The following is a 19,132-nucleotide window of genomic DNA, read 5'->3' as shown; positions in this document are numbered from 1 at the left end:
CAGTTGTCTCAAATCTCAACGTTTTTTGGACTATAGTTAATAAAGAATGTAGGGCATTATGTCTGAAGTCAAACCCTCTCAAAACATTGCTCAATTCATCGAACTATTAAAATCTAGAGATTTTAATTATTCCCCTTCTGCTAATCCTACTCCTATAGTATCTATCATTTCTTCTTTTTTCAATGAATATAAATATTTTGAAGAAACTTATCAATGTCTGAAGAACCAAACTTTTCAAGACTTTGAATGGATTATAGTAGATGATGGTTCTACCGAGCCAAATGCCATCGATCTATTCAGCTCTCTTACACAAAGATCTTTAAAAATCAAGACAATATATCATAATTTGAATCACGGGATAGCTACAGGAAGAAACACAGCAATATCCCAAGCGTCAGGTAAATACTTATTTTTTATGGATTTGGACGATTTAATCGATCCAACTTACATAGAGAAGTGCGTTCTGTTTCTAGAAACTCATCCAGAATTTTCTTTTGTTAATTCCTACTGTGTAGGATTTCAACAGCAAGAATATTGGTGGAATCACGGATTTCAACAAACTTCTGCCTTTATTCAACATAACTGGGTTACAGTCATGTTGATGTATAGAAAAGCGGATTTTGATAAGTTAGGTGGATTCGATGAAAATTTAAGGTTTTATGAAGATTGGGAAAGATGGCTAAAAGCAATAGTCAATCATCAAAAAGGATGGACAATACCAGAATATTTACATTGCTATCGTCGTAATAATTCTCGTCTTTTCTTAACATCTCGTGGAGATGCTACACGTGAAAGACAAGTCATAGAGTTAATTCAGTCACGCTATCAAGAGTTTTTTGTAAAAAATCAATTTTCAAATTTAGAATTAAAAAAATCTCAGCTTTTGATGTTGATTTTAAAACCTTTCAAGTTCCTTTCAAAAATAAACTTGAAAACCAGATATCGGGGAAGCGCATTCTCTGTTTCTTTCCGCATCTTGAAGTTGGTGGAGCAGATAAGTTCAATCTCGATTTAATTAGCCTGTTAGCTGATAGAGGTTACGATATCACTATTGCTACAACTTTAAAATCCGAGCATTCTTGGCATCAACACTTTTATGCTGTTACGCCAAACATTTTCCATCTAGCTAATTTTTTGCATGAGACTCACTGGCTTACCTTCGCACGCTACATAATAGAGTCTCGTCAAATTGATGTTGTCTATATTTCTAATTCTTATATTGCGTATTATCTATTACCCTTCCTACGTAAAGAATTTCCTCATGTTGCTTTTGTTGATTATGTCCATTGTGACGATCCAGGTTGGCGTCAGTGCGGTTATCCTAGAGTTTCTTGCCAATTCAGCCAGTTGTTAGATTGTCAAATAGTTTCGTCAAAATGGTTAGCTGAGTTTTACCAGAAGTTGAAACCAGATACTAAACCTAAATTAAGAGTTTGTTACACCAATGAAGATGTTGACAAATGGACACCTAGTTATGAAAAACGAACGGCATTGCGATCGCAGTTGAAAATTTCTGACGATACAGTCGTGCTCCTATTTCCTGCTAGGATTGTTCCCCAAAAACGTCCATTTTTTGTAGTTGACATTGTCCGGGAACTTGCCAAGAAATCTTTGAAAGTGGTAGTTATTTGTTTGGGACAAGGCTACTTGCTGCCTGAGATGCAAGCTAAAATTGAGCAGCTTGGGTTGCAGCAGTTTTTCCTCATTTTACCACCAGTTCAACCAGAGCAAATGGTTGATTTTTACTCTGCATCTGACATTTTACTATTACCTACAGAATATGAAGGCATCTCCTTAGCAATTTATGAAGCTATGTCAATGAAGTTATCTGTGGTGGCTTCAAATGTCGGGGGACAAAGCGAACTAGTTATACCAGGAACCGGGTTTTTAATTGATAAGGGTAAGGGTGATGCAGATGAACTACAAGCTTATTTAGAAGTTTTAGTACCGTCGATCCAAAATCCAGAGTTACGCGATAAAATTGGCTTTTCAGCCCGTCAGCGCATTGCCGAATATTTTTCCTTAGATGCTATGGTCGATCGCATGGAGTCTATTTTTGCAGAAGCAATAACATTGCGGAAATCAGATCTCGATGTCGAAGTTAACCTTAGTATAGCTGAGGAATTGCTAGTTTTTGTACTGGAACATACATCTCAAGAAAAATTGTTAGAAATTATCTGGAGAGAAAAATGTCATATTGAGCAGGAGAAACATAGAATCGAACAGGAAAAATGCCATATTGAGCACGAAAGGAATACACTTTGGCACAGAAAGAATGCAATGGAAACTTCCAAATTTTGGAAAATCCGGAGACTGTGGTTTAAGATTAAGCAGAAGCTAGGTTTAACACAAGAAGAACCATGAATTGATAATTCAATAATATTTAGTAAATCCTCAATCTTTAGTCTTCTTTAGAAAAAATATAGATAGCATCTGCCAAGAAACTTTAAATGAAAACACCAGAAGGAGAGCCTGTGTTTATTTTATTTTTTGTTTGAGGTCTATTTCTCTTGCTTTTTGGATTATAACTTAATGTCAATTTAACCTGAAACAAGCAATTATACTATGTATATAGAAAAACTAGAAAAGCAATCCAAATTATGGCAGAGAAACAAGAATCTTTAAGAATATTATCAGAGAATGAGTACGAATTGAAATTTCAAACTAATATTCAAAATTCTTTCTTTATAGAAGACAATCAAAAGATCGCCCTCTTAGTAACTAATGAGTACGAAGGCTTTTTTAAAAATGGTGGAATTGGTACTTATTATAGAAATTTGAGTGAAAACCTGGCATCAGAAGGTTGGTATATTATCTTGTTATTATGTAACAAGGAAGTTAATCTTGCAGAAAATCCACAATTATCGCATATAAAAAATGTATTCACTATTTATGAAATTCAGGAAATTCTAACTCTTCAACCCATTCATTTTGATATTTTAGCAGCTACTAAATCAAATTCAATAGATTATCAAAGTTTTTGCTGCTTGTTCTTCACTCAAGCCTTGGTTAACACCTTTCAAAACTATCAAATTTATATTGAGTTTCATGAGTGGTTGGGACTTGGATACCGTACTATTCAGGCAAAAGAATCAAATTTACTTGGAAATAAGTGTACTACTGGCGTCACATTACATAGCGGGCACGAGTGGCTTTATGAAGTTAATGAAACTTATACACCTACGAATTCACTTGACTTTTTGCAAGTTTGTCACTACGAACAATACTCATACGAAAACGCTGATTTACCTTTTTTTCCGTCCTACTATTTGCAATCAAAAGTTTCTAGCTATGGATGGAATGTTTCCCATGCTATTCATATGCCAAATTTCATACCTATAATAGAATCTTTTCAGAAAAAACAAAGTCATTTGAACGGAGCACTAGAAAAACTAGCTGCAAATAGTATACCAATTATTTTTTTTGGTCGGTTAGAAGAAAGAAAAGGTCTAAGTGAGTTTCTAGAAGCAATTAGTCTATTAGAAGATTCACTAACTAACCAAATACATATTATTTTTTTAGGAAAAATAGTTCAACTTCAATCCTCAAAATTAAAACATCTAACTAGTCAGGAATATATTGCAGAAAAAATAGGCAAACATCACATTAGGTATGATATTTTCTCAGATTTATCCAGTCAAGAAGCACTGAATTTAGTAAGTAGCTTACACCATCCAATTGTATGTCTGACTAGTTCGCAGGAAAATTTTCCCAATAGTACTTTAGAAGTTGGGCAATTACCAGTGAGATTGATTGTTTCAGATATAGATGGCTTTCGGGAAACACTTAATCTCATAAACCGTTTCTCTGAAGTTTACTGGTTTCAACCAAAGAACTCCTATTCTCTTTATACTCAAATTGTAAAATTACTTTCTACCAACTCAGAAGTCATAGAAGTTCCCGATAAAAATATTCTGATAAAAACTAACCAGAATTTAATTAAGCGAAAATTATACCATATTGAACAATCGTACACAGAAGGTGCGATCGTAACGAATACCAATCCAAAAGTTACGATAGGAGTCACTTGTTACAACTTGGGCAAGTATTTGATGGAATGTTTGACCAGTGTAGACAAGCAAACCTATCAAAATTTAGAAGTTTTTGTGTTGAATGATGCTTCCACAGATGAATATACTAACGAAATTTTTAAGCAATGTCAGTCAATTTTTACAAATTATAGCTTCATTTCTTTAGAAAAAAACATTGGTTTAGGTGCGGCTCGTAACTATTTAATTAACCGGGCGACAGGAGATTATTTCTTACCACTTGATGCTGATAATGTGCTGCTACCGTTTGGGATAGAAAAGTTTGTGAGTGCTGCTCAAAGTTCTGAAGCTACCATTACTACTTGTATCAAAAAAGATTTTGATTTGAGTTCGGGATATTATATCTTTACAGGTGGTTATATACCGAGCGTTCTGAGAACAAATATTTGTGGAGATGCTTGTTCGCTATTTTCTATAAACTTTTTGAGGAAATTTACACATCCTGAAGATAAAGAAGTTCGGACACACGATTGGGGACTTATGGCGGCTGCAGTTGCAACCAAAGAAAAAATTACTTACTATCCTTACCCGCTCTACGAATACAGGATACGTCCTGATTCAATGATTCGCGGTGCAGTTGAAGAGCAACAACAGTATTACTTACGCCAATACCTATCTCAAATACCTCCTTCAGAATGGTCTCCTCGCCAAATATATATGCTGCTAACAGCTACACAGCAACTTTTACAATCAACAAAAGTGCAAGATGAAAGACAACAAAATTTAGTTGCAAAATTCAAAGAATTGGAATTTCAGTTGCAACAATCAAGAGAGCGAATTGCCGCAATGGAAACCAGTAAATTTTGGAGGTTACGAACACTCTGGTTAAAGATTAAGCGAAAGCTCGGTTTGCCAACAAATGAGTCATAAATAAAGATGCTAATGAAATTTTATAATATTATTAAAAAGCTGAGAAAACTTAAGCTTGTATGGAAAGAAAGAGGAATCCAACACCTGTTGCGTTTCCTATATGAACGTATTGCACGTAAATTTCAAGGCAAGAAAAACTATCAAAAATGGATAAGAGCAAATCGCTTAACTAAACAAGATATTGCATCTGCTCAGGTACAAATTGCCCAGTGGCAAATTCGACCTAAATTTTCGGTTATTGTCCCTGTTTACAACGTAGAGGAACAATGGCTGAAGAAAGCAATTGAATCTGTTTGCAATCAAATATATCCAGATTGGGAGCTTTGTATTGCTGATGATGCCTCAACCAAACCTCATATTCGCACAGTTTTAGATAAATACAGTAAACTTGATTCAAGAATAAAAGTTGTATTCCGTCAAGAAAACGGGCACATTTCAGCTGCTAGTAACTCAGCTCTAGAATTGGCTACAGGAGACTACATCGTCCTTCTAGATCACGATGATGAATTAGCTATTAATGCATTATTTGAAAATGCCAAGCTTATTAACGAACACCCTAATGCAGATTTTATTTATAGTGACGAAGATAAGGTAGATACTAAAGGTAACCGTTACGAACCATTTTTCAAACCGGACTGGTCTCCAGAGTATTTTTATTCCTGTATGTACACCTGTCATCTAGGTGTATATCGGGCTAAACTTATCCGTGAAATTGGTGGTTTTCGTAGCAAGTATGACGGTTCTCAGGATTACGATCTTGTACTGAGAGTTGTAGAAAAAACTCAAAACATCTATCACATACCCAAAATTCTTTATCACTGGCGAGCTATTCCAGCCTCAGCTGCATCGGGAGCAGATGCTAAGCCTTGGGCATATATTGCTGCTCAAAAGGCGCTAGAAAATATGTTAGAACGTTCGGCATATCCAGGGATTGTAGAAATGACTGCTAACCAAGGAATCTACAGAATTCGACGCAATATTGTTGGGCATCCCTTGATTAGTATAATAATTCCCAGTTCGGGAAAAAGCATTGATACCCCTTCTGGTTCTTTGTGTCTTTTGGAAAATTGTATCCGTAGTATTAAGCAAGTTAGTACTTATCACAATTTTGAAATTATTGTGGTTAGTGGAGATGATATTCCAGAGATAACTCTAGAGGCAATTTCATCTGTTAATGTGCAACAAATTTCTTGTGATGAAACGTCGAACTTATCTAAGCGAGTCAACATAGGAGCAGCCAAAGCTAAAGGGCAATTCTTACTTTTACTAAGTGATGATGTGCAGGTGATTAAACCGGATTGGCTGGAGTCAATGGTAGAATTCGCACAACAGAGAGAGATTGGTGCAGTAGGGGCAAAACTTTTGTCACCCGATAAAAGAATAAAGCACGTCGGGATTGTGATTCTCCAAGGAAATCCTTATCACGCCTTCTACGATTTTGACAGTGAATACCCTGGTTATTTTTGTTCAAATATCGTCAATAAAAACTACTTAGCCGTATCTGCTGCTTGCTTAATGATACGAACAGAGGTGTTCCAAGAGTTAGGAGGTTTAAATGAAGAGTTTTCTTTTAACTACAATAATATAGACTTATGCTTGAAAGCTCATCAAGCTGGATATCGAAACGTAGTAACGCCCTATTCTCAGTTAATTTACTACGAATTAACAAGGACTCAAAAAGAAGGCTTAAGAGCGGAAGATGTCAAGATATTTAACAAAAGATGGCAAAACTACTTTAAAACTTTGGAAAAAGACCCGTACTATAATATAAATCTGTCTTCCAACTCTCCTAATTTTGAATTATTTTAGTAAATTTAGCAAATTATAAATATTTGTAAATAGCGCTTCTAAACTAAGTTATTGAACAATAAAACTAACACTTATTATCAAAAATCAATAACGTTGGGTTTAGTTGTCATCCAAACTGTGTCTCAATGCGGTAATCACCACTTACGTTCCTCAAATTGGCTTGAGCAATCCTCACCCTTCAAGGGTGAGGTAGGTGAAGGTGATATTGTCTGGTATAAATCGGGATTGGCAATATCCTGCTTTTACTAACTTTCAATTTCAAAAGTATGCTTGCGTTGGCGGGGTTCCCCCGGTTAAAGCATATGGCGTGCGTGGGGAACCTTCTACCCTCAGACGAGAGGACTTCTGCCTTCTTTAAAATCAATTCGCCAGCTGTGTCCTCACAGAAGTCCGGGAGCTAGACCAACTCAATCTGTCAAAATTTCTATGGTAGACTACTGACCCCTAATCGATTTTCTGCTCGTCCATATAGAATGAAGTGCTCGAAGCCGCTCTTAAAAAATCCTTGTGCAACTCCGTTAGCTATATCTGAGTACCTAGTCAAATAGAAGTTTTCATCATAAGACGTACTGGGGCGACGCCCTTCTTTTTGTCCGTATACTATATAGTGATCCAAGCCGCCCGTCAATATGTCTTGAGTAACACCAGCAGCTACATCTGGATTTTGCGTCAAATAATACTGTTCGTCAAATACCTGTGGTAAGAACGCCTGACCATCATATTGCCCATATCTTACAGCATGCTCTGTCCCACTTCTCAAGAAGTTACCTTGAGTAACGGCTGTTGCTACATCTAAATTTGCAGATACATACTGGCTATTGTCAAAGGTACTGATGGGATTTCGCCCTTCATATATCCCAAAGCGAATATAATGATCGAAGCCACTTTGAAAAAAGCCTTGTGTGACACCATCACTCACATCTGGGTTGTTGGCTAAGTAATAAGCTTCATTAAACTCACGACTGGGGTTGCGCCCTTCTTTTTGTCCATATAACAGGTAGTGTTCAAACCCACTATCAAATACTCCTGCTCTGACTCCTGCCAACACATCTTGATTTTGAGATAAGTAGTAACCTTCGTCAAAGGATAGCATTCTTAAATCTCGATGTTCGTAAGACTTAAACCCATAGTTAATGAAATGCTCAAAACCGCTGCGAAGAGACCCTTGGGCAACACCAGCTGCAACATCTGGATTCTGGCTCAAGTACAAGCTATTACTAAATATTATACTCGGATCGCGTCCCTCAAAGCGACCAAACTGCTGGAAGTGTTGAAAGCCACTGCTGAATTGACCGTTAGCAACGGCAGCTGCTACATCAGGATTGTTACTGAGATAGTACTGGTCGTCGTACAACAAGGTAACTAAGTCATTACCTCGATTGACCAAAACGCGAAGCTGGTTTTCAAAATTGAAAGACCCTTGTAATGCAGGGTCGTCATTGTCAAGAATTGTGACGGTGAAGTTATTGTTCTGAGGGCTGAGTTGAGCGTTGGTTGGTGTTCCTAACGCGATCGCAACCGTTTTATTAGGTGCAAGACCCGTATTATCAACAGGTGTCAGGGTAACGCTAGCTGTCTGTTGATTTGGTGCAAAGGTAATAGAGGTGGGAATATTGTAATCAACACCGTTAACTGCTGTACCTGATAAAGTGAGAGGTATAGTGACTTCACTTGAAGTTGGGCGATCGAGTTGGGTAGTGATAGTTAAATTTCCATTTTCAGGCACAGTATTCACATTGGTATTAGCAATATTTACCAAAGGAATATAAGAACCCGTGAGTGTACTCGTTCTAAAGTTGTTAATTTCGTGAACATTAGTTAAGTCTCCCGTTCCAGCAGAAAACCCAAATTTAAAGGTTTGCGGTAAAGGAGCGTTGTTTGCTGATTCAGCAGTTACGTTAAAATTGGTAATCAGTTTTTCATTGTCATCAAAAACATTATTGTTATTCAGATCCATCTGAACCGACACTAACCCTTCTGGAGTCAGATCAATCTGAACATTGCGTTTGGAATTAGCGCGAGTTGCACCATCGCCAGGGTTATCAATACTAGTGCCTTCTGGTACTGTAGTTCCTGTCAAATATTTGTAATTTGTTGCTTGACTACCCCGGATTGCAACAGAATCTGGTCGTAGACCCGGTCCATCTGAACCAGCTACTGGATCGGAGAAGTTACCAAACTCATCAAAGGCAATACCAATATAGCCTCCAACTATACCGTCTTCAATAGGATCGACGCTTCGCGAAGAGTAACCCAACGAACCACCAGATGCGCCAGCCGTTGTTGGGTTTGCACTGCCATCAATCAAGAAGAAACTGATTCCATCTGCACCAGTTCCCCCATAGGAGTAGAGGTCAAAGTTAATGGACAAACCACTCGCTCTATTGATAGGCTGGTTGTAAAGGACAAAAGTACTTTGTGACTCTAAGTTATTTGTCAGCCTAAGAGCACCACTACCTTCTGGATCGATCGCCGTCGATCCACCAGGCAAACCTCCAACTGGCGCAGGTCCGCTACGAGCAGTTAGAAAAGGGTCAAGAGAGTCTCCTGTGTGACCAAATATCCAACTCTTTTGGGTAACATCGCTACCGATAAAGCTTTCGGTTAAAATGTTGTCTGTCATAATTCCAGCTCCAACAGTTTTGCTAATGAAAAGCAATCCCTCGATTAACTGTATTGTTAACCGAAACCTTAGATTTCCAATCTATACAAATTTATACAAACGGTATCGAGCGCGTATCTTTCTTGATTTTTTTAAGAAGGTTAGCCTCTTGTAAACTTTTTCTGTGTAGCTCTTGTGCTTTAACTTTGATGACTTGGATCTTAGAGACTTCCAATTCAAAAATATTCAATTTTTCCTTATGGTGAAGCGTTCTATCCCGCCACTAGTATATAACGAGCGAAGACGCCCGTCCCACAAGATTAAATAACTATAATCTCTTGGAAATCCCTTATCCTATGCACAACAAAACACAGTGCTGTACTAATTTAGACGCACAACCCTGAATAAGATTTATTATCCTTATGAAAATACCACTGCTGTAACCAGCAATACAAGATTATTCCTATAATAATAATTTATACATCTGTTCCTATTGCCAATCGCACACCCCAAAATAGGATCAGAAATGCGATCGCTAACCAGTCACGTCTTCCCAAACGTAAATTATGCCACTGGACTCGATGTTCGCTAGGGCTGGTAAAACCTCTTACCATCATCGCATTTGCCATTTGTTCTGCCCTAAGGAGTAAATTTTCCAAAAGTCTTTCTGCAACGAGCATCCAAACTTTAACTGCTCCTTTTAATCCCAATTTTTTCCAATTAATTGCCCTGGTCATAATAGAACGGATCAAGTTCTGAATCTCTTCCAAAACAAGAGGAATAAACCGCAAAGACAAAGTCAATGTCAAAGTAATTTCAGTAACAGGTATTTTCAACCTTTGCAGTGGTTGCATCAAGTTTTCTATAGCGGCTGTAATTTCCTCTGGAGCCGTTGTTAATAAGTATAAATTTGTACTATATATTAATGTAAATACCATTGTACTAACACGGATAGCCAAATCGACAGAGTGGCGAGAGACTCTCACAGGTGCTTTATCAAACAACACGTAGTTATAATCCTGTCGCGTACTTCCCGGTAGAGGCGCTACTACAGGAGCAGGAGTAGTTTGTTTCACCACAGCTTGTTTGGTAGGCAAACGTGGATGGTAATTTATACCGTAACCATCGGGGCTAACAGATAAAATTAAAAGCACAAAAAAGCACAAAACTAACAGCCAACCCATTTGCTGTCCCCAAACCCGTCTGGGAATCCGAGCAATTAAAGTTGCCAGAATTAAGATAACAACCAGCAGTACGCGCCAAAAATTGTTGGCGTATAAATAGGTTGTCAGAAAACTCATCAACCAAAAAAACTTGACACGCGGGTCTAGCTTGTGCAGCCAAGTTTGTGGTTGTTCTAAATAAAGACCAATTGGAAGCGATCGCAGTAAATCCATTGTATGAATTATGAATTATAAATTATGAATTATGAATGTAGAATCTTGACTTCATAATTCATCATTCATAATTCATAATTCTAAACGCGTGTAGCTCGATTTGCATTGGTACTTTCAACATCACGGGTTTTCTTGCTTCGCCACAGTATGCGAATGGGAGTCCCTTGAAAGCCCAAATTCTGACGAAATTGTCGCTCAATATAACGGCGGTAGTTGTCGTTAAAGCGTTTAGCTTCGTTAACAAATAATGCTATTGTAGGCGGCTGAGTGCTAACTTGAGTTCCGTAATAAATTCTACCCTGACGACCGGAACGAGAAACGGGTGGAGTGTGTCTGCCGATAGCTTCTTCCAAAACTTCGTTAACAACTGCTGTACTCACGCGACGTTTGTGAGATTGAGCAGCTCTATCAACCAATTCTAGAATCTTCTCGACTCTTTGCCCGGTCAAAGCGCTGACAAAGATGATTTCTGCCCATTCAGTAAAGTGCAGTCGCTCTTCCAAATGTTTTTGGTAATCGTAAATAGTGTAAGAATCTTTTTCTACAGCATCCCATTTATTAACAACCAGGACGCAAGCTCGACCATCTTCAATAATGCGTCCGGCTAACTTTTGGTCTTGCTCGGTCACTCCATCTAGGGCGTCTATGACCAATAAAACCACATCAGCACGACGAATTGCTTTGAAAGCACGGTTAATGCTAAAGAATTCCGGACCGTATTCCACATTTTTCTTTTTGCGAATCCCGGCGGTATCAATTAAGCGATAAGTTTTCCCGTCGCGTTCCACAACCGTGTCAATCGCATCGCGGGTGGTACCAGAAATTGGGCTCACGATCGCTCTTTCTTCTCCGACAAAAGCATTCAACAAACTTGATTTGCCGACATTTGGTCGTCCCACAATTGCGACTTTAATTTCCTCCGTTGCTGGGATGTCCTTGGTTTCAGGAAGATAAGTTATGAGCGCATCAAGTAAATCCCCCGTTCCGCTACCATGAATGGCAGAAACGGCAAAAGGTTCCCCCAATCCCAATTCCCAAAATTCAGCAGCTTGAATTAAGCCTTGTTCTGGGGATTCACACTTATTTACAGCTAACAGGACGGGAACTGTTTGTTGTCGCAACCACTCCGAAATTTCTTCATCGGCGGGTGTCGGTCCTGTCTGACCGTCTACCACAAAGATAGCAACGCTTGCTTCTTGTAAAGCTGCCATTGCCTGTTGGCGAATCAACGGTAAAAATTCCGTGTCGTCATTAAATACTAAACCACCCGTGTCTACAACCAAAAAATCGCGATCGTTCCAGTATGCTTCTCTGTAAGTGCGATCGCGAGTTACACCCGGTTCATCATGTACAATAGCAGACTGTTCTCCAGCCAAACGGTTGACGAAGGTAGATTTGCCCACATTAGGGCGACCAATAATAGCTACGATAGGAAGACGCATAATAATTACGGATGCACAATGCTCCAAATCTTTATTTTAGCTAGCTTAGACTAAATTTTACGCAAACAGTTGTATTGCCTCTGATGAGATATATAGTAATCATAAATGATTTGTGAAAAATTTTAAGTATTGTAGGGTAGGTAATGCTCATCAACAGCAAATATGCGGCATAGACCTACCTACTACATATATTTCAAAAATCAAATACGATTGCTATAACACGGGAAAATTATATAAATTTTAGTTATCATCGCTTGCACTAGCGGTTCTTAATAAATAAATTGATGAGACTGTATGAATTGGCAAGAATTCTGTTTACTATTAATGTCTGTCTTAGTGAGTGTCGCAGGGCAGTTTTTTTTAAAGTTAGGTGCAGTTAAGTTGGGAAAAGTGAATTCAGCCAATACGGTGAGTCATATTCTCAGCATAGCCACAACACCTGAGTTAATAGCAGGGCTAGCCTGTTATGGTTTAGGTGCTCTAGCCTACATACTGCTTTTGACTAGAGTCAATTTGAGCGTTGCAGGTCCTTCTGCATCTTTAGTTTATGTTTTCTCAGTTTTGTTAGGTTACTTCATATTCAAAGAATCAATTCCTCTTGTACGTTTAGTAGGCTTGGGTTTAATTGTTAGTGGAGTGATATTAGTCGTTTGGCAAAAATAATTACTACCAGCCACCAACAACTCCAAACAGAACTAGTGGTAGTGGTTGATGCAAAAGTAGCATCAAAATAAGAACTGCGATCGCTTCCCCTTATAGAACTTGCCGAAGTAGCGACTTAAGATAGAGTAGTACTCAGAATATGATAGCTGTATTCAGTCCTCAATAAGGAGTGCGATCGCAATGACCGCCGCAATTAAAAAACTGACTTTTGAAGAGTACCTCCAATATAACGATGGCACAGATACTCAATACGAACTAGTTGATGGAGAATTAATTCCCATGAGTCTTGGAACTGGCAAACATGGTAGAATATCCAAGTTTTTAGAACGAAAGTTTGATGATGAAAGTGCCAAAATGGAAAGGAATTGGACGGCACAAAAATTCTCAGTTGGAGTTCGTTCGCCACGTGGAGGGCGTTGGGATACATCAAGAGTTCCAGACGTAGTAGTTTTACCTGTAGAACAGTGGGATGCGCTGTCTAATCGGGAAGCAGTTATCGAACTTAACGAACCACCGCCCATTCTTGTAGTCGAAGTAGTCAGTGAATCTACTAGAATCACCGATTATCGAAGTAAGCGTTCCGAATATGCCGTCCTTGGAATTCCTGAATACTGGATTGTCGATCCCATTCAAGAAGTCATAACAGTGTGCATCTTAGTAGAAGGCTTTTATGATGCTATAACTTACGTAGGAGAAGAACACATTATTTCTCCTACTTTCCCAGAGTTAGATTTAGATGCCAAACAAGTGCTTGTTGGTAAATGATTTAAAAATCTAACTAGCTGAATTTGCGGTTGATTTTACTTCAACCTGAACCTTCTGCCCAATCTTTGGTTCAGTCCCCGCTAGCAAACGTTGAATATTGCTGCTGTGACGCCAAATGACATATAAGCCACCAACAACTCCAAATAAAACGTAGGGTAGTGGTTGATGTAGAACTACCATCAAAATAGGAACTGCGATCGCACCCGCAATAGAACTCAAAGAAACAATCCGAGAGATTGCCACAACAACAGCAAACACACCTGCTGTTCCCAAACCAACCATCCAATTCATAGACAGCAAAAGCCCCAAACCGGTAGCAACTGACTTACCACCACTAAAGCCTAAAAATATAGATTTGCTATGTCCCAAGACAGCAAATAAACCAGCCAAAGTCACCATCCAAGGTTGCCATAATTGAAGATCTACCGTTGGAGGAACAAAGCTTTGACTTGAGGCAAAATTAAAAAACCAGTAAACAAGGACTATTGCCAAGACTCCCTTCAAACAATCCACCAGTAGAACAAAAGCCCCCGGTCCGGTTCCCAAGGTTCTGAGTACGTTAGTTGCACCAGTCGAACCAGAACCAACTTCCCGAATATCAATACCCTTAAGAAGCTTACCTACCGTGTACCCCGTAGGTATCGAACCCAGTAGGTAAGCCAAAACCAAAACCGCCCCGCACAAACTTAACCAAGTCGTCATAATTTTAAAAAATGCTAATTGTTAATAGCTAATAGCTAATAGCTAATAGCTAATTGTCAATTGTTAATTACCAGTCTTTCATCAATCATTAGCCATTAGCCATCAGCCATCAGCCATCAGCCATTAGCCATTAGCCATCAGCCATCAGCCATCAGCCATTAGCCATCAGCCATTAGCCATTAGCCATTAGCCATCAGCCATTAGCCATCAGCCATTAGCCATCAGCCACTAGCCATTAGCCATCAGCCATTAGCCATCAGCCATCAGCCATTAGCTATTAGCCATTAAAAATCATCATCATAAGTTCTCATCATTTTAGGGTCAGGAGCAAAAGCTAGCCATAGCGGAAATTGTAGCAATGCTAAGCTAATTTGCTCTTCAGAATCGTCAATTACAATCAAGGGCAATAAATTGGCTTTTTCCAGTCTCTCTGCTTTTTGTGCTAAGGCTTCTGGTGTTTCAAACAATACCACGCCTCTATCGGGTCCAAAGTCAGGACGACCTATTCCCAAGCAATCTTGCAAACCCCGCCGCCATTCTCCGAGACGCTCTGGTGTATTTGCTAATACTAAGGTCCGTACTCGATCGCCATAAAGTTTGTTTAAGATTGAAATAACTGCTGAGGCAATCAAAATATTCTGCAACCGACTACCCATTGTACGTAAAGCCCCTCGACCCCCTTGGTTAAAGAACCAATTGGATACTCGTTCTGCATGAATTGGTTCAAAGGTGCGACGCAGTTGCCAAGCCGGACCGTAGTAATCTGGTTTGGTGCGGTACTGGTCAATCAAACGGCGAACTTGTTTAATTGTGTCCTGAAACTGCTGTTGGGCAAATTGAGGTGTTATGGATTGCGGTTCCTTCTGCTTAACTTCCGATCTAACCTCTCTCACCTCAAGCACTTCTGGTTCTGGTTTTGATGGTGACACCAGTTGCATCTGTTCTGCTGCTGCGACTAAGTCCTGCAGACTCCCTGTCAGGTAATCTTTAAAACCTTGTACCCGAATTGCTAAATCTTGGGAAGAACCCGCAAAAGTTGTCCGCATTTCGTTCCGAATGCGTTCTTGACGGCGTTCGAGTTGTTCTACGGAAATTTGCAGCGCCTGTTTGCGTTGTTCTAACTGAGACAAAGCTTCTTGTACCAATTGTGACATCGCCATTTGAGTTTCCCCCAATTGCGATTGGAGGGTTTTGTACGATGCTTGTAGATTAACTATTTCTCTTCTAAGTGCTTGTTCTTGGCGTTGCAACTCTTGGAGACGTTGCGCTGCTTCTACTTCTTCGCGACTCTTATCTGATTCTGATGTTATGTTTGACCTCAGGGTGGGAATTTCTTGTTCTAACTGCGTCACTCCCTCGGTGGTTGATTCTTCTGTCGATCCAACTGTTATATCTGTTGGTTCTACATCTGATACGGATAAAACAGAAGCGGGTCGATCTTGTGTCTCAACTTGGGGATTTGACGCTGATATTTCTACCACCGACTCCACAGATGATTGATCTGGTTGTTCAGATTGTATTTCTTGCTCTTGGTTTGTCATCAATGGTTCATCAGTTGGTTTTGGTGTTTGAAATTCCTCTGAGTTCATAAAATAACAATAGTTTAACTTTTAGGACGCGAGTTAATAGCTTTCAGAAATATACAGCCCTAAGTGCTATGTGCCAAGTTTAAGGATGGCTTAACACTAATTGCGCGGACAGCGTTCTTCCAAACAAGATTTTAGAGTTTTGGGGTCAAATATAATTGGCAAAAAGTGAATGCTGTTTATTTCTTTAAAATAAAACAAGATGGGAATTGGATTCCAGAATATACGCCAGTTTTGCCATTCTCGATAGGGAAAGCAGCGAATTAATTTGTCCCCTCTGTAAATATCTAAATCGGTGGCGGTAAACCTCAAACGTATTGTTCCCGCCTGAAACATCAGAAACAAGCCAAGCAATGTCACAAATAAGCCGATCCAAGGTTGCACGAAAAGCAGTGGAATTGCTGCGATCGTCAGCACCACAGGTATATTGTAACTGGGCTTAAGTTCTACGGTTGATATCGAGTTGGAGGTGTATGAAGTCGTCATACGATTTTGGTTTTTGGATTGTGGTTTTTGGATTTGGGTCTAAAACCCCTGCATTAAAGCACTACCGGCTCCTTGGAACATGATCCAAGAAAGAAAGAAGTTACTAATAAATATAATCAATAAGGCAGTCACAACAGCAGTTGTTGTGGATTGTCCCACTCCTTTTGCTCCTCCTGTTGTCGTTAATCCCCAGCTACATCCTATAACGGCAATGAGAATGCCAAAACAACACGCTTTCACCATTGCACTCAGAATATCCCAGGTGTTTAAAAAATTCCGGGCTGAGTCTAGAAAAACGGTATCTGAAAGATTGTATACATTTGTTGCGATCGCCATTCCCCCAAGCATCCCCGTTACTAAGGATAGAAGTGTTAGAATGGGCAGCATAATGCAGCAAGCCAGGACGCGAGGGATGACAAGATAATCAATCGGGTCTGTTTTGAGCATCAAAAGAGCATCGATCTGTTCGGTAACTCGCATTGTTCCAATTTCTGCTGCAAATGCCGAACCAACTCGCCCCGCGATAATAACTGCTGTTAACACGGGTGACAGTTCTCGTGTCAGCGCTACAGCTAAAACTCCACCAACAATATTGCCAGCACCAAAGGTAATAAATTCTCTTGCTACCTGGATAGTAAATACTGCACCAACAAAAATAGCTGTTAATAAGGCAATGAACAGCGAATCCGGTCCGACAGCTGCTAGTTGCTCTAAAGTGTTCCGCCGATGAATTTTTCCTCTAAGTAAGTGAACAATGACTTGTCCACTCAAGAACGTCGCAGCCAGCAATCGCTGACTCCACGTTCCCAAACTGGATTTAGATGTGTCATTTGTCATTGGCGATGGGTGGATTTTGGAGTTTGAATTTTAGATTGGGTAGACAAGGGAGAGGGGGTAGACAAGAGAGTAGATACTATCTTCCTTGTCCTCCTTGTCCCCTCGTCCCCTGTTGTTTTCATTAACTAAGTTTAAAGCTCTTTTCAGAAATTCAAGCGTTGCTCGCACTCGCTCTCATTTAAACTCAAATCCCAGTTTACGGTCAAATGCCTGCTGTACTTGGATCGCAGCAAATTTGCCTTTTGGGGATCGCAAAACATCTCTGAGAGAGATTGTGTATGTATTTTAATGTAAACTTAAGATTTTTGAACTCTCCCCTGAAACGGGACGATCGCGCTTATTGTAGAAATTGATAATGGGATTGCTTTGTTAACTACTCATTTATTTTATTCTTGCCCAATGAGCATTATTACGAACTTTCTCCGATCTCTCTTACTATCGATTATCTTTAGTTTTGTTGCTCCCATGCTTCTTATCGGTAGTTTCTTCCTGAGTGTCTCTCTTTTGGCTTACATTCCCGGTTTACAAGCCATAACTGATGCGATCGCAACTCCTCTGTTGGAATTTCTTTCTATCTTCGGGAGTGGGACTCCCCTTGGCGGTCTATTTGTTATTTGTTCTACCTTTAGTGTTGCTGGGGCGCTCTTTGAAGTTTACGCCTATTACAGGTGTCAAATTTTACGCTAGATCCACTGCTTTTTCGCTAGAGATACGTAAAAATTTTCCCAATTGTTAACTTTACTAAACCTTTGCTCTCCTAGCTTCTACAGTAGGTGGAACTTAACTATGCCTGTAGATAATTCCTTTTCTCTGCAAATCCTGTATGATTTGAAGTTTATTAACTCTGTCTGCTCTTTTATAACTTAAGCTTTGAAGATTTGTATACTTTTTTATTACTTTCTGTTTAAATTTTAACAAACCAGGTTAAAAATAAATCTAAAGAAAATATAAAATTTTTATAAAAGCGGTGAGATTCGCAACATCTGCTTGTTTTTCTTAACATAGAAAAGCAGGTATTATACGTGCTTTGCATCTCGTGTCTAAGTCTGTTAGGAGTTTTTTAACTGCTCATGGTATGGCCTTTTAAACCTAAATTCCAGAAACAAATTGCTCGGATTGAAATTACTGGTGCAATTGCGAGTGCTACTCGCAAGCGTGTCTTGGAAGCGTTGAAAACAGTCGAAGAAAGAAAATTTCCTGCACTGTTGCTACGGATTGACAGTCCTGGCGGTACGGTAGGAGATTCTCAAGAAATTTACAGTGCGTTGAAAAGATTGCGCTCAAAAGTGAAAATAGTTGCTAGTTTTGGTAACATTTCTGCTTCGGGTGGAGTTTACATCGGTATGGGAGCAGAACACATCATGGCAAATCCCGGTACGATTACGGGTAGCATTGGTGTGATATTGCGCGGTAACAACTTGGAACGCTTGTTGCAAAAAATTGGTGTCTCTTTTAAGGTAATTAAGTCAGGACCTTACAAAGATATTTTGGCTTTTGACAGAGAACTGACAGAACCAGAACAAAACATTTTGCAAGAATTAATTGATACGAGTTACCAGCAGTTTGTACAAACTGTGGCTGATGCTCGTTCCCTAGGTGTAGAAACAGTAAGAAGTTTTGCAGATGGTCGAATTTTTACCGGACAGCAAGCATTAGAGCTAGGTGTCATAGATCGATTGGGAACAGAAGAAGATGCTCGCCGTTGGGCTTGCGAACTTGTTAGTCTCGATCCTGAAAAAACTCCTGTTTATACCTTAGAAGAACGCAAGCCTTTGTTAAGTCGTCTCGTACAAGGAAGTATCCAAGCTTCACCAGGGTTAAGTGCTGGAATTGATTGGGTTGAATTTGAAATGTCCACAAGTGGATTGCCTTTATGGTTATATAGACCATAAAGAAAAAATCGTCATTTGTCCTTTGTCGTTTG

Annotated in this window: 15 protein-coding genes; 8 read left to right on the top strand and 7 right to left on the bottom strand. The window is 39.4% G+C overall.

What is annotated here, in order from left to right; all coding sequences use genetic code 11:
* Positions 1 to 58 precede the first annotated feature (58 nt).
* The 4 genes from HC643_RS41565 to HC643_RS24540 all read left to right on the top strand — a co-directional run bounded on the left by HC643_RS41565 (position 59) and on the right by HC643_RS24540 (position 6,728).
* A complete protein-coding gene (locus HC643_RS41565; RefSeq protein WP_237265938.1) occupies positions 59 to 1,015 on the top strand; it encodes a glycosyltransferase family 2 protein in 957 nt (318 codons plus the stop codon).
* Complete coding sequence (locus tag HC643_RS41560; RefSeq protein WP_336604407.1) at positions 940 to 2,364, top strand: glycosyltransferase family 4 protein; 1,425 nt, start codon at positions 940 to 942, stop codon at positions 2,362 to 2,364. Before HC643_RS41565 ends, HC643_RS41560 begins: the two co-directional genes overlap by 76 nt.
* A 236-nt stretch (positions 2,365 to 2,600) precedes the next feature.
* Positions 2,601 to 4,919 carry a glycosyltransferase gene (locus HC643_RS24545; RefSeq protein ID WP_050045204.1) on the top strand — a complete coding sequence of 773 codons (2,319 nt, stop codon included), beginning with the start codon at positions 2,601 to 2,603 and terminating at the stop codon, positions 4,917 to 4,919.
* Between the two features lie 12 nt (positions 4,920 to 4,931).
* Entirely contained in the window at positions 4,932 to 6,728 is a 1,797-nt protein-coding gene (locus tag HC643_RS24540) for a glycosyltransferase family 2 protein (protein ID WP_038089776.1), read from the top strand.
* 424 nt (positions 6,729 to 7,152) lie between these two features.
* Here the strand turns inward: HC643_RS24540 and HC643_RS24535 are convergent, their stop codons facing one another.
* From HC643_RS24535 to der, 3 genes are all read right to left on the bottom strand, one after another.
* Positions 7,153 to 9,351 carry an L-type lectin family protein gene (locus HC643_RS24535; protein ID WP_050045205.1) on the bottom strand — a complete coding sequence of 733 codons (2,199 nt, stop codon included), beginning with the start codon at positions 9,349 to 9,351 and terminating at the stop codon, positions 7,153 to 7,155.
* 455 nt (positions 9,352 to 9,806) lie between these two features.
* Positions 9,807 to 10,727 (bottom strand): energy-coupling factor transporter transmembrane component T family protein, encoded by a 921-nt coding sequence (locus tag HC643_RS24530; protein ID WP_038089773.1) that lies wholly within the window; start codon positions 10,725 to 10,727, stop codon positions 9,807 to 9,809.
* Positions 10,728 to 10,807: 80 nt separating this feature from the next.
* Positions 10,808 to 12,169 (bottom strand): ribosome biogenesis GTPase Der, encoded by a 1,362-nt coding sequence (gene der / locus HC643_RS24525; RefSeq protein WP_038089772.1) that lies wholly within the window; start codon positions 12,167 to 12,169, stop codon positions 10,808 to 10,810.
* Positions 12,170 to 12,463: 294 nt separating this feature from the next.
* Between der and HC643_RS24520 the strand changes: the two genes are divergently transcribed.
* The gene (locus tag HC643_RS24520) at positions 12,464 to 12,832 is read left to right on the top strand and encodes an EamA family transporter (protein ID WP_038089770.1); all 369 of its coding nucleotides are present in this window, start codon (positions 12,464 to 12,466) and stop codon (positions 12,830 to 12,832) included.
* A 180-nt stretch (positions 12,833 to 13,012) separates the two neighbouring features.
* Positions 13,013 to 13,597 (top strand): Uma2 family endonuclease, encoded by a 585-nt coding sequence (locus tag HC643_RS24515; RefSeq protein WP_038089767.1) that lies wholly within the window; start codon positions 13,013 to 13,015, stop codon positions 13,595 to 13,597.
* A 9-nt stretch (positions 13,598 to 13,606) separates the two neighbouring features.
* On the opposite strand, the gene plsY is transcribed toward HC643_RS24515, so the two are convergent.
* The 4 genes from plsY to HC643_RS24495 all read right to left on the bottom strand — a co-directional run bounded on the left by plsY (position 13,607) and on the right by HC643_RS24495 (position 17,208).
* A complete protein-coding gene (gene plsY / locus HC643_RS24510) occupies positions 13,607 to 14,299 on the bottom strand; it encodes a glycerol-3-phosphate 1-O-acyltransferase PlsY (RefSeq protein WP_038089764.1) in 693 nt (230 codons plus the stop codon).
* Between the two features lie 284 nt (positions 14,300 to 14,583).
* Complete coding sequence (locus tag HC643_RS24505; RefSeq protein ID WP_038076757.1) at positions 14,584 to 15,888, bottom strand: DUF3086 domain-containing protein; 1,305 nt, start codon at positions 15,886 to 15,888, stop codon at positions 14,584 to 14,586.
* A gap of 96 nt (positions 15,889 to 15,984) precedes the next feature.
* A complete protein-coding gene (locus HC643_RS24500; protein WP_038076760.1) occupies positions 15,985 to 16,371 on the bottom strand; it encodes a DUF3119 family protein in 387 nt (128 codons plus the stop codon).
* A 39-nt stretch (positions 16,372 to 16,410) separates the two neighbouring features.
* Positions 16,411 to 17,208: an MlaE family lipid ABC transporter permease subunit gene (locus HC643_RS24495; RefSeq protein WP_038076761.1), complete on the bottom strand. Its 798-nt coding sequence runs from the start codon at positions 17,206 to 17,208 to the stop codon at positions 16,411 to 16,413.
* Positions 17,209 to 17,607: 399 nt separating this feature from the next.
* Between HC643_RS24495 and HC643_RS24490 the strand changes: the two genes are divergently transcribed.
* Together HC643_RS24490 and sppA are read left to right on the top strand one after the other, a co-directional pair.
* Positions 17,608 to 17,895 carry a hypothetical protein gene (locus HC643_RS24490; protein ID WP_072040700.1) on the top strand — a complete coding sequence of 96 codons (288 nt, stop codon included), beginning with the start codon at positions 17,608 to 17,610 and terminating at the stop codon, positions 17,893 to 17,895.
* Between the two features lie 383 nt (positions 17,896 to 18,278).
* The gene (gene sppA, locus HC643_RS24485; RefSeq protein WP_038076763.1) at positions 18,279 to 19,100 is read left to right on the top strand and encodes a signal peptide peptidase SppA; all 822 of its coding nucleotides are present in this window, start codon (positions 18,279 to 18,281) and stop codon (positions 19,098 to 19,100) included.
* Positions 19,101 to 19,132 lie beyond the last annotated feature (32 nt).

Origin of the sequence: Tolypothrix bouteillei VB521301, assembly GCF_000760695.4 — a bacterium.
Taxonomy (GTDB): Bacteria; Cyanobacteriota; Cyanobacteriia; order Cyanobacteriales; family Nostocaceae; genus Scytonema; species Scytonema bouteillei_A.
The sequence above is the reverse complement of the archived record's forward strand: the minus strand, read 5'-3'. Positions and strand labels throughout refer to the sequence as shown.

What these genes read in the sequence shown, in the direction of transcription:
- HC643_RS41565 (WP_237265938.1), top strand. Translation starts at nt 59, where the DNA reads ATGTCTGAAGTCAAACCCTCTCAAAACATTGCTCAATTCATCGAACTA.
- HC643_RS24545 (WP_050045204.1), top strand. Translation starts at nt 2,601, where the DNA reads ATGGCAGAGAAACAAGAATCTTTAAGAATATTATCAGAGAATGAGTAC.
- HC643_RS24540 (WP_038089776.1), top strand. Translation starts at nt 4,932, where the DNA reads ATGAAATTTTATAATATTATTAAAAAGCTGAGAAAACTTAAGCTTGTA.
- HC643_RS24535 (WP_050045205.1), bottom strand. Translation starts at nt 9,351, where the DNA reads ATGACAGACAACATTTTAACCGAAAGCTTTATCGGTAGCGATGTTACC.
- HC643_RS24530 (WP_038089773.1), bottom strand. Translation starts at nt 10,727, where the DNA reads ATGGATTTACTGCGATCGCTTCCAATTGGTCTTTATTTAGAACAACCA.
- der (WP_038089772.1), bottom strand. Translation starts at nt 12,169, where the DNA reads ATGCGTCTTCCTATCGTAGCTATTATTGGTCGCCCTAATGTGGGCAAA.
- HC643_RS24520 (WP_038089770.1), top strand. Translation starts at nt 12,464, where the DNA reads ATGAATTGGCAAGAATTCTGTTTACTATTAATGTCTGTCTTAGTGAGT.
- HC643_RS24515 (WP_038089767.1), top strand. Translation starts at nt 13,013, where the DNA reads ATGACCGCCGCAATTAAAAAACTGACTTTTGAAGAGTACCTCCAATAT.
- plsY (WP_038089764.1), bottom strand. Translation starts at nt 14,299, where the DNA reads ATGACGACTTGGTTAAGTTTGTGCGGGGCGGTTTTGGTTTTGGCTTAC.
- HC643_RS24505 (WP_038076757.1), bottom strand. Translation starts at nt 15,888, where the DNA reads ATGAACTCAGAGGAATTTCAAACACCAAAACCAACTGATGAACCATTG.
- HC643_RS24500 (WP_038076760.1), bottom strand. Translation starts at nt 16,371, where the DNA reads ATGACGACTTCATACACCTCCAACTCGATATCAACCGTAGAACTTAAG.
- HC643_RS24495 (WP_038076761.1), bottom strand. Translation starts at nt 17,208, where the DNA reads ATGACAAATGACACATCTAAATCCAGTTTGGGAACGTGGAGTCAGCGA.
- HC643_RS24490 (WP_072040700.1), top strand. Translation starts at nt 17,608, where the DNA reads ATGAGCATTATTACGAACTTTCTCCGATCTCTCTTACTATCGATTATC.
- sppA (WP_038076763.1), top strand. Translation starts at nt 18,279, where the DNA reads ATGGTATGGCCTTTTAAACCTAAATTCCAGAAACAAATTGCTCGGATT.